Source organism: Sulfurimonas sp. NW7, from assembly GCF_051132265.1.
Taxonomy (GTDB): Bacteria; Campylobacterota; Campylobacteria; order Campylobacterales; family Sulfurimonadaceae; genus Sulfurimonas; species Sulfurimonas hydrogeniphila.
Genome location: NZ_CP093235.1, coordinates 573,249 through 587,130, shown reverse-complemented (window position 1 = coordinate 587,130; position 13,882 = coordinate 573,249). Strand labels below are relative to the sequence as shown.

The 13,882-nt window shown below is 38.0% G+C and carries 19 protein-coding genes; 8 read left to right on the top strand and 11 right to left on the bottom strand.

The features are described from left to right. The first annotated feature begins 16 nt into the window (after positions 1–16). From MLC35_RS03185 to MLC35_RS03175, 3 genes are read left to right on the top strand one after another with little or no spacing between them, the layout of a single operon-like run. Complete coding sequence (locus tag MLC35_RS03185; protein WP_418641107.1) at positions 17–544, top strand: carboxymuconolactone decarboxylase family protein; 528 nt, start codon at positions 17–19, stop codon at positions 542–544. 4 nt (positions 545–548) lie between these two features. Next, positions 549–995 carry a DsrE family protein gene (locus MLC35_RS03180; RefSeq protein WP_346389469.1) on the top strand — a complete coding sequence of 149 codons (447 nt, stop codon included), beginning with the start codon at positions 549–551 and terminating at the stop codon, positions 993–995. Between the two features lie 12 nt (positions 996–1,007). Beyond that, entirely contained in the window at positions 1,008–1,406 is a 399-nt protein-coding gene (locus MLC35_RS03175; RefSeq protein WP_434637785.1) for a DUF1566 domain-containing protein, read from the top strand. Here the strand turns inward: MLC35_RS03175 and MLC35_RS03170 are convergent. From MLC35_RS03170 to surE, 4 genes are read right to left on the bottom strand one after another with little or no spacing between them, the layout of a single operon-like run. After that, positions 1,398–1,640 carry a thiamine biosynthesis protein ThiF gene (locus MLC35_RS03170; RefSeq protein ID WP_346389467.1) on the bottom strand — a complete coding sequence of 81 codons (243 nt, stop codon included), beginning with the start codon at positions 1,638–1,640 and terminating at the stop codon, positions 1,398–1,400. The two genes, MLC35_RS03175 and MLC35_RS03170, sit on opposite strands and share 9 nt — an antisense overlap. Then, positions 1,624–2,007, bottom strand: a complete 384-nt coding sequence (locus tag MLC35_RS03165; protein ID WP_151900879.1) for a hypothetical protein — start codon at positions 2,005–2,007, stop codon at positions 1,624–1,626. Before MLC35_RS03165 ends, MLC35_RS03170 begins: the two co-directional genes overlap by 17 nt. A 3-nt stretch (positions 2,008–2,010) precedes the next feature. Then, positions 2,011–2,655, bottom strand: a complete 645-nt coding sequence (locus MLC35_RS03160; protein ID WP_434581258.1) for a ThiF family adenylyltransferase — start codon at positions 2,653–2,655, stop codon at positions 2,011–2,013. Next, on the bottom strand, positions 2,655–3,440 hold the full coding sequence (surE, locus tag MLC35_RS03155) for a 5'/3'-nucleotidase SurE (RefSeq protein ID WP_434637783.1): 786 nt from the start codon (positions 3,438–3,440) through the stop codon (positions 2,655–2,657). Before surE ends, MLC35_RS03160 begins: the two co-directional genes overlap by 1 nt. 90 nt (positions 3,441–3,530) lie before the next feature. Between surE and MLC35_RS03150 the strand changes: the two genes are divergently transcribed. Continuing rightward, on the top strand, positions 3,531–4,055 hold the full coding sequence (locus MLC35_RS03150) for a hypothetical protein (protein ID WP_346389464.1): 525 nt from the start codon (positions 3,531–3,533) through the stop codon (positions 4,053–4,055). Between the two features lie 123 nt (positions 4,056–4,178). Further along, positions 4,179–5,531, top strand: coding sequence for a transcription termination factor Rho (gene rho / locus MLC35_RS03145; protein WP_346389463.1), 1,353 nt, complete (start codon positions 4,179–4,181; stop codon positions 5,529–5,531). A gap of 103 nt (positions 5,532–5,634) precedes the next feature. Here rho and MLC35_RS03140 read toward each other — a convergent pair whose 3' ends face one another. From MLC35_RS03140 to MLC35_RS03125, 4 genes are all read right to left on the bottom strand, one after another. Continuing rightward, positions 5,635–5,964 (bottom strand): thioredoxin family protein, encoded by a 330-nt coding sequence (locus MLC35_RS03140; protein ID WP_151900884.1) that lies wholly within the window; start codon positions 5,962–5,964, stop codon positions 5,635–5,637. A gap of 3 nt (positions 5,965–5,967) precedes the next feature. After that, positions 5,968–7,197 carry a Mur ligase family protein gene (locus MLC35_RS03135; protein ID WP_434637781.1) on the bottom strand — a complete coding sequence of 410 codons (1,230 nt, stop codon included), beginning with the start codon at positions 7,195–7,197 and terminating at the stop codon, positions 5,968–5,970. Further along, positions 7,175–8,521 carry a hypothetical protein gene (locus MLC35_RS03130; protein WP_434637779.1) on the bottom strand — a complete coding sequence of 449 codons (1,347 nt, stop codon included), beginning with the start codon at positions 8,519–8,521 and terminating at the stop codon, positions 7,175–7,177. Before MLC35_RS03130 ends, MLC35_RS03135 begins: the two co-directional genes overlap by 23 nt. Positions 8,522–8,587: 66 nt before the next feature. Further along, positions 8,588–9,031: a host attachment protein gene (locus MLC35_RS03125; protein WP_151900887.1), complete on the bottom strand. Its 444-nt coding sequence runs from the start codon at positions 9,029–9,031 to the stop codon at positions 8,588–8,590. A 111-nt stretch (positions 9,032–9,142) separates the two neighbouring features. Here MLC35_RS03125 and pcm point away from each other — a divergent pair, with 111 nt between their 5' ends. Beyond that, entirely contained in the window at positions 9,143–9,772 is a 630-nt protein-coding gene (pcm, locus tag MLC35_RS03120) for a protein-L-isoaspartate O-methyltransferase (RefSeq protein WP_434637777.1), read from the top strand. A 57-nt stretch (positions 9,773–9,829) separates the two neighbouring features. Continuing rightward, on the top strand, positions 9,830–11,533 hold the full coding sequence (locus MLC35_RS03115; RefSeq protein ID WP_434637775.1) for a DNA polymerase III subunit gamma/tau: 1,704 nt from the start codon (positions 9,830–9,832) through the stop codon (positions 11,531–11,533). Here MLC35_RS03115 and MLC35_RS03110 read toward each other — a convergent pair. Both MLC35_RS03110 and MLC35_RS03105 read right to left on the bottom strand, forming a co-directional pair. Further along, positions 11,530–11,742 (bottom strand): hypothetical protein, encoded by a 213-nt coding sequence (locus MLC35_RS03110; protein ID WP_418641097.1) that lies wholly within the window; start codon positions 11,740–11,742, stop codon positions 11,530–11,532. The genes MLC35_RS03115 and MLC35_RS03110 overlap by 4 nt on opposite strands. Positions 11,743–11,806: 64 nt before the next feature. Then, positions 11,807–12,481: a response regulator transcription factor gene (locus MLC35_RS03105; RefSeq protein WP_151900896.1), complete on the bottom strand. Its 675-nt coding sequence runs from the start codon at positions 12,479–12,481 to the stop codon at positions 11,807–11,809. An 86-nt stretch (positions 12,482–12,567) separates the two neighbouring features. Here MLC35_RS03105 and MLC35_RS03100 point away from each other — a divergent pair, with 86 nt between their 5' ends. Next, positions 12,568–13,017: a hypothetical protein gene (locus MLC35_RS03100; protein WP_151900897.1), complete on the top strand. Its 450-nt coding sequence runs from the start codon at positions 12,568–12,570 to the stop codon at positions 13,015–13,017. Here the strand turns inward: MLC35_RS03100 and MLC35_RS03095 are convergent. Continuing rightward, on the bottom strand, positions 13,014–13,820 hold the full coding sequence (locus MLC35_RS03095; RefSeq protein WP_434637773.1) for a TIGR00282 family metallophosphoesterase: 807 nt from the start codon (positions 13,818–13,820) through the stop codon (positions 13,014–13,016). The two genes, MLC35_RS03100 and MLC35_RS03095, sit on opposite strands and share 4 nt — an antisense overlap. Positions 13,821–13,882 lie beyond the last annotated feature (62 nt).

Here is a 13,882-nt window from a genome sequence, read left to right as displayed (position 1 = left end):
ATACAAAGGAAAAAATATGGCATATATACAACTACCGGAATTTGAAGAAATGAGCCCTGCAATTCAGGACAAAGCAAGACCTATTTTAGAAAAAACAGGAAAACTCGGAGAGATATTCAAACTCTTGGCTCTTGATGAAAAAGTTTACTTTGCAACAGACACAATGATACAAAAATACCTTTTGGATGAAACAACACTCTCATACGATATAAAAGAGTCTATCGCTTTGCTTATATCTTTGGAAAATGGCTGTAAAATGTGTGTAGATGTCCATAAAAGTATCGCAAAAATGTTAGGTATGAGTGAGGAGAGAATCGAAGAAGTTTTACAGGGTGTCGATGATTTGGATGCTGATGAAGCAGAAAAAGCACTTTTAAACTTCTGTATACGCGCATCCAAAAAAGACAACTACAAAGTTACAAAAGAAGAGATAGACAACTTGAAAAAACTCGGCTGGAGTGATGTCCAAATAGTCGAAGCAGTTGCTATTACCGGTTACTTTAACTACATTAACACACTTTCAAATGTTTTTGGCTTAGAGTAAGAATATGAAAAATGTTTTTTTAATTCTCAGCCTTTTTAGTGTACTTGTCAATGCCAGAGAGTATAAAGTTGTCTTTGACTGCAGTTCGGCTGATGCATCTTATATAAAAAGCCGTATGTGGCTTGTCGGAAAAACTATAGATATGATTGAAGAACAGGGAGATACTGCAAAAGTAGCACTGACACTTCACGGCTCCTGCGTTGCAATGGTGGCAAAAGATTACGACATGACAGTACCGGATGAAGATGTCCCAGATATAAAACAATCCCAGCAATACCTCAAGAAACTTGCAAAAAGAAAAAATGTCACCATCACTGCCTGCGCTATGTCTCTGGCACATAATGCTATTGAAAAAGAAGATGTTCTGCCTTTTGTAAAGATTTCAAAAAACAGTTTCTTAGATACCATCAGATACCAAAATGACGGGTATGCGCTCATGAGTTTCAAATAAAAAGGTTTGGCAATGCAAAAAATTTTTATACTGCTTTTTGTTTTGTTCTCCTGTGCACAGGCACAAAACAGCGTTACAGATACAGCGCAAGAGTTACAATGGCTTGATACAAAGGATATGCAGAAGTTTAACGGTATATGGAAACTGGCAAACAGTTACTGTAAAGCATTACATGCAGCGCAAAAAGATGACTGGCGACTGCCGACAAAAAAGGAACTGCAACACCTGGGGGAGTCAAAAAAACTCAAAGCAAAATTCAGGCACCTTGATACTGCGCTGTACTGGAGTAAAGATATAGACAAAAGCAGTGACGGATTTAATGCTTATACCGTCTATACAGGAAACGGTTTCATCTCATCAACGGATAAATGCAATACAAACAAACTGGTATGTGTCAGAAAACTACAGTGATGAAAGATCAAACTCTCTGGTTTGATCTGAACACTCTATTGTAATAATACAGGCAGATTTACTGATTTTTTGAACATTTCTCACATTATCCAGGAGTATCATAGACTTTTTTGTCACGGGGTCAAAGGTTTTCAGTTTTTCATCTTGAACATAAAAAATACGTCCGCCTCCACAGCCGTCACCGACAATCCCCTCACAAACAAGATCAGAACTCAAATCAAAACCATGAATCATCCAGACACTCCTCTTTTGCATCTTTTACAAACTCTTTATACTCCGTACTGTTTTTGTCCAGATTTTTATACTCATCATAGGTATACTCTTTGAAAGTGGCATCATCCAGACATTTGCAAAGCTTCGTAGAGTTTTCGTCACCGCTGCAGTGCGAAAGCATCTCTTTTTTCTGTTCCTCTTCCCAACCGATGTAGGAGTTATAGTACGGATAAAGCGCCCATATTGCAAAAGCTATTGTCAGGACAATATTGATGATATATTCTCTCTTTTTTGTCTCAAAATACTTTTTTACATCATAAGAGATTAAAATTATAAAAACAACCTCAAGCCCTATATTAAACCAGTCGCTCTCTAAAAAATCAAACAAATCCTATTTTTCCTCTCTTAGCTTTTTGATTGCTTCGGCACACATGGTCAGACCGAAAGTTGCCGTGACACCCATAAAGCTGCCTTTTTCTTTTATGACTGCTTCCTCGCTTGAAAAAATCACTTTATATTTTTTGTTAAAACCGCGTTTTTTCAATTCATACCGAATTTTTGCACCGAATTTATCGCCGTAACTTTTCCAGATATCACCCACCTGAACCTTTGTCGGATCAAGCCTTTTGGCACTTCCAAAAGAAGAGATGAGTTTTTTATGGCATTTTTGTGCGATTGCGAGTTTTGCATTTCTGTCATCTATCGCATCAAGTACCAGGTCATATGGTTCAAAATCAAACTCCTGCACCCACGCTTCGTCTATGCGTCTGTTGATTACATGTAACTCCGGATAGTGCTCTTTTAAGGCATTCACCTTTGTCTCACCTTCATGCAGTTCCGACCACATCTGACGATTTTGGTTTGATTTGTCATAGGTATCAAAATCTACAATCGTGATATCTTTCACACCGCTTCTGTATAAACAGTCCAGGCAGAAGCTGCCGACACCGCCGACACCCAGCAGTAATATTTTAGCATCTTCGAGTTTAGAAAAATCATCCTTTAACACAAGTTTTATACGATCATATTTTTGCATCAGTCCAACCATTCTTCTAATGTTTTCATGCTTTTGTACGCACTCAAATCAAGCATTATCGGAGTCACAGATATATATCCGTCACGTATCGCCTCATAATCGCTCACACCTTTGACACCTTCTCTTGCTCGAAAATTCAGAGGATGCAGCCCAAGCCAGTAGTGTTTCTCGCCTCGTGGATTACTGTGCACATCGGCTTCATTCGAGTAGACCCTGTACCCTGCATAGGTTATCTTTATCTGTGCCTCTTCAACTGCCGGAGGAATGTTGATATTTAAAAATTCTCTCTCAGGCAGAGGGAACTTTTCATTTCGTATTTTTGTCACTATCTTTTTGATTGTTTTTTGAGCGAGCGTAAAATCTCCCTTGGGATTGGTAAAATCCATTACCTGCGAAATCGCAACAGAGGGAATATTGTGCAAAACACCTTCCATAGCACCTGCCGCTGTCCCGCTGTAGGTAATGTCTTCACCCATATTTGAGCCTCTGTTTATCCCGCTGACAACAAGATCAGGTTTGTTTCCCTGAAAAATTGCATTCAAAGAGAGGTACACACAGTCAGTGGGTGTTCCGTCTTCGAGTTTAAAGAAGTTCTCTTCAATCCCGACAAAACGCAAAGGTCTTGTCAGGGTCAAAGAGTGCCCGCAGGCAGACTTTTCATTTGCCGGAGCCACAACAGTCACCTCCACATCTGGGAGCTCACGTAAAGCTTCCACCAGACACAGCAGTCCTTTCGCCTCATATCCGTCATCATTTGTTACTAAAATTTTATACTTGTTCTTCATAATGTAATTGTATAGAAAACATCATTTACATTTGATAATTTTTCATTATTACCGATATAGATTAAAAGTAAAAAAGAGAAGAAAAGAAAAATGAACACATCCTATGCAGCAAACAGTTACTACCGCCATGATTTGAACATTACCATGAAAACCTCAAGCGGAGACGTCATAACAATGGACTTTGCAAACGAGAAGTCTGCCTCTGCAAACTATGAGACAGATGGCAGTTCACGCAAAACATCAATGAGCTTTTCCTCAATGTCCTCATTTAAGTTCTCCATAGATACAAACGGCATCGATGCTCAGGACCAAAAAGAGATAGAAGCTTTCATGAAAACAGCCCAGCCTTATATAGACAAATTTATACAGGAGTTAAGCGAAGATGCCCCAAAATCACCGGTAACAAAGCTTGCCAAAAAAATAGCCGCACTGTTTCAACCCAATGAAAACAACAGTGAGGCACGCAACAATACTATCAAAACAAATATTGTAGAAATGTTTGACAGATCACTGCAAAAAGTACAGGAACCTCTCAACATTTTCAAAGAAACACAGAAGCTTCTGGAAAAAACACTCAAAGAGTTTGATACCTTTAACAAAGAACTTTACGCCTAAAAATGCAAAAACTTGACAATAGCGTCAGAGTTATTGTAAAATTCCAGCAACAAGACAGATACACAAGGTATCTTTGAATCTTTCCTACAATTTCAATCCTAATCAATTAAGGCAGTCATACATATGAGTGAAAATGAATCTTCCACACAATCGCGTAAAAACACTAAAAACAATCATAAAAACAATTCAAAATCCAGAACACACACTCCTGTAAAAGGCTCAAGTGTCGAAGAACTTCGTACAAAAAGCATTCAAGAGCTTGTTGATATAGCGACACAGCTTGGTGTTGAACAGCCAAATGAACTCAAACGCCAGGATGTAATCTTTGAAATACTCAAAGCACAGACTGCACAGGGCGGCTATATTCTTTTCAGCGGTATTTTGGAAATTATGCAAGACGGTTACGGTTTTATCCGTTCAATCGATCAGAGTTTTAATGAAAGTATCAATGATGCCTATGTATCAAACACACAAATCAAACGCTTTGCTCTGCGAAACGGAGATGTTGTAACGGGTCAGGTTCGTCCCCCAAAAGATCAGGAACGCTACTACGCGCTTATAAAGATAGAAGCAGTCAACTCCCTTCCTCCGGAGGAGAGTAAGAAAAGACCTCTTTTTGAAAACCTCACACCACTTTATCCGACAGAACAGCTCAAACTCGAATACCGTGAAAAAGGCTTGACAGGCCGTATGATGGATCTTTTTTGTCCTATCGGAAAGGGACAGCGCGGTTTGATAGTTGCGCCTCCAAGAAGCGGGAAAACAGAGCTTTTAAAAGAGATCGCACACGGTATTACGACAAATCATGCTGAAGTTGATTTGATGGTACTTCTTGTGGACGAACGCCCAGAAGAGGTAACAGACATGGAGAGAAGCGTCAAAGGAGAAGTCTACAGTTCTACCTTTGATATGCCTGCAAAAAACCATGTAAAAGTTGCCGAGATGGTCATAGAAAAAGCAAAACGTAGAGTAGAGCTTGGTCGTGATGTCGTTATTCTCCTGGATTCTATCACTCGTCTTGCACGTGCCTACAACACAGTTACCCCTTCAAGCGGAAAAGTGCTCTCAGGCGGTGTGGATGCAAATGCCCTGCATAAGCCAAAACGTTTCTTCGGAGCGGCGAGAAACATTGAAAACGGCGGCAGTTTGACTATTATTGCCACAGCTTTGGTTGATACGGGAAGCCGAATGGATGAAGTTATCTTTGAAGAGTTCAAAGGGACAGGAAATATGGAAGTCGTCCTTGACAGAAAAATTGCAGACAGACGTATCTACCCTGCTATTGACATTCTCAAATCAGGAACACGTAAAGATGAACTCCTTATCGGTCCAGAAGTATTGCAGAAGGTATTTATTCTTCGTCAGATGCTGCATAAACAGGATAACGAAGTCGAAGCACTCAAATTTATCTACAACACTATGGGCAAAAAATCTACGAATGAAGAGTTTCTTGAAAGTATGAACACAAACAGCTAGTGTTCATGTTTTTAGGAACCCGTACTTCAGTGCGGGCTAAGAGTGGCAAGAGTATTACAACAGCCGGCACTGAAGTACCGGTTCCGAAATTGAGATTAAGTCCTTAACACTCTTTCAAAATCACATCTATCATATCATCGGCAAGAGTAATCCCTGTTCTGTAAAAAAGCTGTTTCTCTGCCTCTTTAAATATCAAAGTAGTCGGCACTTCTTCAACAAAATACCGCTGTGTCAGATACTCCGACTTTCCGCTGTCAATGCTCAAAACAGAAACATTCGCAAGCCTGTCACACAACTCCTCAAGCTCCATGTCCATAATCTGGCATGCATCACAGTAGTAAGAACCAAACTTTAAAACGACAAATTTTTCTTTTTCAAATTCTCTTGCCAAAACAACATCAAAATTATCTTCATCCACATCTATAAACGCCATTGTCTATCCTTTTAATTGCTTAACTGCTCTTTTAAACTCATCCCCACGCTCTGCAAAGTTTTTATATTCGTTAAAACTCGAAGCAGCAGGAGAGAACAACACGGTTTTTCTTGCTATATTATAGGCTTTTTTGACACTCTCTTGCAAGTTTTTTTGCAAAAACAGATTTTTTTGTTTCACTTTTACATGTAAAGCATCATAAATTTTTTTCCCTGTATCTGAAAAAAGTATGATGTTTGCGACATCACTTGTAAGCAAAAAATCTATCAGCACTTCATAATGCACACCTCTGTCATTCCCCCCGATTATAAGCGTATCAACATTTTTTAAAATTTTCACAGCCTCTATGGTAGCCTGAGGAATTGTTGCTATTGAGTCATTTATATAAGACACACCCTTGACTTCTTTGACAAATTCCAGCCTGTGAGGAAGCGTTTGAAAAGCGTTAAGTGTTTGCATATATGCCTCATCACCGAGTGCCAAAATTTCTTTGAGTTTTTCAAGTATCTGCAAAGTAGATTGATGAATAAACCCGTTTTGCAGACTGAAATCCACACTGTATTTGAGTTCATTTTCATATACATTATATCCGCAGTCCAATTTTTGCGCCAGATTATATATAAAAATATCCTGCTTGCTCTGATACCTGTATATATTGAACTTGGCTTCATAGTATTGATGTACATCTTTGTAATAATCCAAATGTTCTTCAAACAGATTGGTCAAAATCGCAATATGAGGGGAATGCGTTACATGTAAGAGCTGATGAGAGGAGAGTTCCATCACTATTTTTGTCTCAGCGCTGATCTCTTCGAGCATATCAAAAGCGGGTATACCGATATTGCCGCATAAAATACTCTTTTTTTCTGCATTTTTCAACAAACTGTCTATAAGTGTTACAAGGGTACTTTTGCCTTTTGTTCCCGTTACTCCGATAATCTGATGTTTAAAATGCTTGAGCAACAGTGCTGTTGTAGAAGAAAAATGAAAAGAGTGATAATCAATGTCCAAATTATACAAAGAGATGCCGGGTGATTTGATAATCAGTTCTGCTTCATGGAGCCTGTCCAAATAATTCTCATCACAAGAAGGATGATTTTTATCTATGATAACAAGTTCAGTACCCGGTAAATATTTTTGTGCAAAATTATAAAAAGATTTCCCTTCTACACCAAAACCGAAAATCCCGATGCTTTTATACTGTTTTAAATCAGAAACTAAGTTTTTCAACATGGCTTTTGAGGTTCTTTTTGAATTTTTGCGGCAGATTGTTTTGCCCGTCATAGTTTACATGTAAAGGATATTCCATATTTTTTGGTTTGTAGGTTTTCAACAGGGACGGCAATTCTTGTTGAGAATACGAATAATATTTTTTGCTTAATGCGTAATTGACCTCATCATAGGTCCCCACACACTCAAAAGGTTTGACGGCATCACTTTGGGAAAGTCCGTCAAAAAGTTCTTGCAGTGCCAAATCGTCAAGCATATCTTTGCCAAATATTTTTTGCAGTGCAGCGTCCTCTATATAATTGCACAGCATGATATAGGTAAATAGGCATTTTGGGCATTTGCCACACCATTCATTGCGCTTGCTGCCAACATTACAGCTGCGAAACGTAAAAAAGTGTTCTTTTGCAAAGCTGGCAAAAAGCTTGGCAATGTGTATCTCGTCCAAAGGACGCAAAAAACTGAAATACTCTACATCCTCCGTTATAAAACTAAAAACATACTCCCGAAAATCATTTTCAAACTCTATAGATTTTGAGTACTGATGGTTGATTTTCTGTCCGTTGTAGATGATGTTTTCTTCATTGGCACTTGATTCGTTTGAAAGGACGATGTACTTCGTTTTGTACAGCAGACCAAGCCAGATGGAGATAAAGCCGACAATGGAGGAAAAAGGGATATGTCCGTTTAAGTAGCCACGCGCATTAAAATCTAGAATTTTCTCCAGGTCAAGCTCTCTTTTTAGTTCTATCGCATGTTTTGGATGCTGCTTCAGTATCTCTTGTGAAGCAACAATAGGGTTCATAGAAAACATCAATGCATCAGGAAACTCCTTTTTTAAAAGCTCATAACTTACAAGAGAGTCTTTTCCTCCGCCAATCGGTATGATGATGTTTTGCTGTGTGCACAAAGCTGTTTTGTCAAATGTCTTGCCTTCACATGTAAAATGAACAAGATCTTCTTGCTTTACCTCGATGCCATTGAGATAAATATACTCCCCCAGCCCATTAAAATAAAGCTTTTCAAACCATTTTTTCTGCATTTCGTTTATTGTTCCGCATTCTATGACAAACTCTTGCGGCAGAGCGATTTTGTAGTAACTGATGGCTTCTGCAAGGCCGATATGAAAAACAATATTTTGCATAGAAAAATCTGTAGATATTTTTTCATTTTTTTTAATGCTGAGACGATGAAGAAAGTCAGTCGTTTTTCCTTCTTCATCAAGTTGATAGTGAAAGTGCAGAGCTATTTTATCTTCATCTTCTTGAATTTCATAGCTTTTGTATATAAATTTATTTGCTTTTTTACGCAACTCTTTAAATTTTTTCATGAGAACCATTTGATATTTTTAAAAGATTATATAATCTTTTAACTCTATATCAACTAAAAGTTCCCATTAGTTAAAATACTCAAACAGTTTGTTTTTATCGATTTTCACCAAATCAAGCGCCACATTCTTTTTCAAAACAGCCTTTGTTTCCTGGCTGAGTTTATCAAGCAGTTCGGCATTGTTCTCCTGTGGAAACGCTAAAAACAGAGATTTTGGCTGTATCTGCTGTACAATCATATCTATATCTTCTGCCACCTCAGTAAGTGTTCTTTTTGCAATCGTCTCTTCAACACTGTGTTCTTCAATTGTTGCGTGTCCTTTTCTGCCATTGGCATCACTTTTGAGTTCATGGAGTTTTTTTCTGCCCTCAATAAAATCCTCAGCATTCACCAATTCCAAAGAGTAGTTAATTTTCAATTCATTGTTATAAATATCTTCATGTTTTACTGTTTTATATGCTTTTAATTCCCCTAAGTCTGCCACGATTATAACTGTATTGTCTAATTTCATAATTCATCCTTGTAAAAAAATTTAAAAACATCATCAAAACAAAAGATGCTTTACATTATGATATGGAAAGAATACTTTATTGCAGATAAATTTCAGACAAAAGGAGCAAATATGCGTACAAACCATGAACTCATTCAAAGCATGCAAAATTCTGGCGTTTTAAAAACACCACAAATCATAAAAGCTTTTGAAAAGATTGACAGAAAATATTTTGTGCCCGAAGGTTTTGAAGAAGCAATTTACAGAGATGCTCCCCTGCCCATCGGCGAAGGACAGACAATCTCTCAGCCTTCAACAGTTGCTTTTATGCTTGAACTGCTTCAACCACACCAAGGAGACTCTGTTTTGGATATAGGGTCAGGTTCCGCCTGGACTACATCACTCCTGTGCGCCATTGTAGGTGAAACCGGTCATGTTACGGGCATGGAACGTATTGAGAGGCTTGTCAGTATTGGACAAAAAAACCTTTCGCAGTTTGGTTTTGGGCAGTGCCGTATCGAAAAAGCAGGCAAAGAGTTAGGAAAACCGGGAGAACAGTTTGACAAGATACTGGTCTCTGCCAGTGCACCGGAAATTCCTTTTTCACTTTTTGAACAACTCAAACCCAACGGTGTACTTGTCATACCGGTAGGCAATTCCATCTTTAAGTTTAAAAAACTTCAAGATGGCAGAATACAGCAAGAGGAATATGCAGGTTTTGTATTTGTACCTTTGATTTACCAGGAAAAACAGTTTCATTAAATCATCTTTTAATCCACTCTCTGCTAAAATCTATTTACCTGAATTTGGAGTATGAATTTGAAAGAAGCGCATGAAGTTTTAGCCAGAAAATATCGTCCGTCAAACTTTGATGAACTTATCGGTCAAGAGACGATAGCACAGACTCTCTCACTTGCACTTGATTCAAACAGACTCTCTCATGCCTATCTGTTTTCAGGGCTGCGCGGGAGCGGAAAAACTTCAACTGCCCGTATCTTTGCTAAAGCACTCATTTGCGAAGAAGGAATGAGCCATAAACCTTGTGACAAATGTTCCAACTGTGTGATGGCAAAAGAGAATCGTCATATGGACATCATAGAGATGGACGGGGCAAGCAGCCGTAAAATCGACGATATTCGTGACCTTATAGAACAGACAAAATACAAACCGGCCGTTGCCAGATATAAAATCTTCATTATTGATGAAGTACATATGCTCACAAAAGAGGCTTTTAATGCCCTGCTTAAAACACTTGAAGAACCGCCCCAATATGTCAAGTTCGTCCTTGCAACCACTGACCCGCTCAAACTTCCTGCAACAATTTTAAGCAGAACACAGCATTTTCGATTTAAAAGTATTGCCACAAACAAGGTCGTTGATCATCTTGCCCATATTTTGCAACTTGAGGGGATAGAGTATGAAACAGAGGCGCTTGAAATTCTCGCAAGAAGCGGGAGCGGAAGTCTTCGTGATACGCTGACATTGCTTGATCAGGCAATAATCTACTCAAAAAACCATGTTGATGTTCGTACCGTTACAGATATGCTCGGACTGGTTGACCCAAAATTTATCAGTAAACTTTTCGATACTGTTTTTGCAAAAGACTATGCACGGCTGGTAGAGTATACAAAAGAACTGGAAGATTACGAAAGTGAAATGGTTGTAGACGAACTCATCGCTTATCTCAAAGATAAAATGTATAATCAGGATGCTCTTTTTTCTACACTGGTACTTGACAGGTTTTTTAGAATACTGAGTGAATCAAAATATCTTTTCAGCATTAATGCCGATGGTTCCTTTGTGCTTTCGATGATATTTTTCAAGATGACAGAAGCGCTTAAAATACGGGAAATTGATCAGATGATAGAATCTTTTGAAAAAGATGTAAAACGTCCTGAAATTATTGTATCACAGGAAGAGAAAAAGGAGGTGCAAACCTCCTCTCCTGTAAAAATAAAAATGCAGGAAACTACCCCTGAGATGAACGGCAAAGTCGCAAAAGAAACCTCTGCAGAAAATACGCAGGAAATACCACCCAATGAGCATCTTCTCACTTTTCAAACGCTCATAGAAAGAATCACAGACAGAAACTATGCACTTGGTGAGTGTTTTACAAAAAATATTCGCTTTGTTTCCTATGAAAAGAACATACTGACTTGGGAAAGTTGTGCGGACGAAGAGTGTAAAAAAGTGCTCAAACACGGATATGCGGTCATTAAACAGCTTGTTCGTGAAACCTTTAGTTTTGAGACAAAAATAAAAGGAGTTGCCTGCACGAAGTTAGAAACAGAAGAGGAACCACAGACACAGGCATCACAACCCGTCGAACAACAGCCCGAAATGCAAAGCGGCTCTACCGTCGAGGACATTGAAGCAGGCGGTGCTGCAAGCTGTGTCACAAACTGTGACGAGCCTTCTGTGCAAGATGAAACAAACGGCACAGACATCACAAAAGAGCCGATGATCCAAAAGGCGATAGAGATGTTTGAGGCAAAAAAGGTCACTGTTCAGTCAAAAATCTAATCAAAAAAAATTTCACTGCAGCACAAATCTTTTTGATGGCAATACTCTAATATCTCAACAAAAGGGGTAGAGTTCCTTTTTTTGATTGTTGCAAATTTTGATTGGGAAATATTTAGTAAATTTGCCACATCCTTATCATATACTTTCGTATTTGATCCATTCGCAATATGCTCTTTGAAAACTTCTATAATCGTTCGAAAATCTCTCATTCTTACTCCTAAGAGCAACAATATAACCAAGAAAAATCAAGAAAGCTAAAAATATGTCAATTTGTTAACATATTTTATACCCTACTCCGCGAACTGTTTGTATATAGTCTTTTGACTTGTCCGGGTCTATCTTCTCTTTGAGCCTGTTGATGGCAACATTGACAGTCTTGTACTGGTGGTTTTCACTGTCACCCCAAACATTTTCAAGCAGATAATCCCTGTCAAGTACACTGTTTTTATTTAAGATAAATTCACTTAAAAGATCAAATTCAAGCTTTGTCACATCAACAGGTCTTCCGTCTACATGTAATGTTCTGCTGCTTTTGTCAAGCAGTAAATCTCTAAAAAGCAATTTTGAATTATTGTATTTTTTTGAAGTTCTTTTTAACACAGATCGGATGCGAAGGACCAATTCTTTCATATTAAACGGTTTCGTGATGTAATCATCTCCGCCTCGCAAAAAGCCACTCTCAATATCTTCATCTCTGTCTTTTGCACTTAAAAATATAACGGGTATATCAAGCCCCTCATCACGTAGTTTTGCAACAAACTCACTTCCTTCAACACCGGGAAGGTTCCTGTCCATTATAAGTAAATCTATATCTTCTTCATCTAAAATCTGCACAACTGTTTTTGTATTTAAAAAGCCTATTGTTTCAAATCCCTCTTTTTCCAGGGTGTATTCCAACAGTTCGAGCAAATCTTCCTCATCCTCAACTATTACTATATTTGCACTCATAAATATGCCTTAATATTTTTTATAATTATATCAAAGATTCTATGGTATAATAGACTAATTGCGGAAATTTTGAAGAGGGAAAAAAGATGTTTGTTTCATCATACAATACATATATACCAAACAAGCACACATCAAAAATAGATAAGAATACGCAAAATGAAAGAGACAATTTCTCTCAAGAGCAAGAAAAAGTATTCTCAAAAAGCCTTGAAAAAGTTGTTGCTTCTTCTGTAAAAATACCACTCAATTATATTTCAAACTATAAGTCATTACACAACCAGCAGTTACTGCAACAGCAAAATACACCCAAAAAAGAGTATGCCAAAACAAAATTTGAAAAAATAAAAAAAATCAGCAGTGCCCAGAATGCCTACAGTGAAAATTCTCACTATTTTTCTCTTGCGCAAAAACCCAAAACAGCGTTAACACAAGAGGTCAAACAGCCTGAAAACATACAACGCAACACTCTTTTAAAACAGAAATTTATCAATACCTATATTGCAAATGACAACTACTACAGAGTAACTGCCGCCTAATCCAGCCATGCCTCGGTTCTAATCACTCTGCTGTCATCAAAAATTTTCAGTTTATATGCTTCACTGCATTTGCCGTCGTTGATTTGCATGACAGCCATCTGCAGAATTTTTTTACACTTTTTTGGAATATCAAAATGCCCTTTTAGACCTGTCAAAAACTGTTTTACAGGAACATCCTTGTCCATGCCTATAATATTGTCACGGCACCCTGTAAGCCCTATATCACTCATATATGCCGTACCGTTTACAATTTGAAAATCATCAGTGCCTACATGAGTATGTGTCCCGATAATTCCGCTTACTTTTCCCTGAAGCATCATCATCAGTGCACGTTTTTCACTTGTAGCTTCAGCATGAAAATCAACAAAAATATTTTTTATCTCCTGCGTGTGCAGCTCCTCAACCGTATTTTTTGCACAGCGAAAGGCATTGTCAGTATAGGGCATTGCATAGTGCCCCATTATATTAAGGACAGCAAGTTTTTCACTCTTTATATCATAAATACGCAGACCGGTTCCCGGTACTTCCTCAGGATAATTATGGGGCCGCAGCAGTTCATGCGTATCTAAAAGAGGAATAATCTCTTTTTTATCCCAGGTATGATTGCCTCCGCTCATAACATCGATGCCGTAGGAGAAGAGTTCATTTGCATTTTTGAGTGTCAACCCAAAACCGTGAGAAGCATTTTCATAATTTGCAATGACAAAATCTATTTTGTGTTCTTCTTTTATTTTCTTCAGATAATCCCGCAACATAATACGTCCAGGCTGACCTAGTATATCGCCTATAAATGCTATTTTCAATGTATAATTCTTTTCGTTTGTTTTTTAGAATTATAGCCAAATCTTTTCCCTGTTTTTCTTTA

Bases quoted from the DNA above. Each gene is read 5' to 3' on its own strand.
- MLC35_RS03185 (WP_418641107.1), top strand. From the start codon at position 17: ATGGCATATATACAACTACCGGAATTTGAAGAAATGAGCCCTGCAATT.
- MLC35_RS03180 (WP_346389469.1), top strand. From the start codon at position 549: ATGAAAAATGTTTTTTTAATTCTCAGCCTTTTTAGTGTACTTGTCAAT.
- MLC35_RS03175 (WP_434637785.1), top strand. From the start codon at position 1,008: ATGCAAAAAATTTTTATACTGCTTTTTGTTTTGTTCTCCTGTGCACAG.
- MLC35_RS03170 (WP_346389467.1), bottom strand. From the start codon at position 1,640: ATGATTCATGGTTTTGATTTGAGTTCTGATCTTGTTTGTGAGGGGATT.
- MLC35_RS03160 (WP_434581258.1), bottom strand. From the start codon at position 2,655: ATGCAAAAATATGATCGTATAAAACTTGTGTTAAAGGATGATTTTTCT.
- surE (WP_434637783.1), bottom strand. From the start codon at position 3,440: ATGAAGAACAAGTATAAAATTTTAGTAACAAATGATGACGGATATGAG.
- MLC35_RS03150 (WP_346389464.1), top strand. From the start codon at position 3,531: ATGAACACATCCTATGCAGCAAACAGTTACTACCGCCATGATTTGAAC.
- rho (WP_346389463.1), top strand. From the start codon at position 4,179: ATGAGTGAAAATGAATCTTCCACACAATCGCGTAAAAACACTAAAAAC.
- MLC35_RS03140 (WP_151900884.1), bottom strand. From the start codon at position 5,964: ATGGCGTTTATAGATGTGGATGAAGATAATTTTGATGTTGTTTTGGCA.
- MLC35_RS03135 (WP_434637781.1), bottom strand. From the start codon at position 7,197: ATGTTGAAAAACTTAGTTTCTGATTTAAAACAGTATAAAAGCATCGGG.
- MLC35_RS03130 (WP_434637779.1), bottom strand. From the start codon at position 8,521: ATGAAAAAATTTAAAGAGTTGCGTAAAAAAGCAAATAAATTTATATAC.
- MLC35_RS03125 (WP_151900887.1), bottom strand. From the start codon at position 9,031: ATGAAATTAGACAATACAGTTATAATCGTGGCAGACTTAGGGGAATTA.
- pcm (WP_434637777.1), top strand. From the start codon at position 9,143: ATGCGTACAAACCATGAACTCATTCAAAGCATGCAAAATTCTGGCGTT.
- MLC35_RS03110 (WP_418641097.1), bottom strand. From the start codon at position 11,742: ATGAGAGATTTTCGAACGATTATAGAAGTTTTCAAAGAGCATATTGCG.
- MLC35_RS03105 (WP_151900896.1), bottom strand. From the start codon at position 12,481: ATGAGTGCAAATATAGTAATAGTTGAGGATGAGGAAGATTTGCTCGAA.
- MLC35_RS03100 (WP_151900897.1), top strand. From the start codon at position 12,568: ATGTTTGTTTCATCATACAATACATATATACCAAACAAGCACACATCA.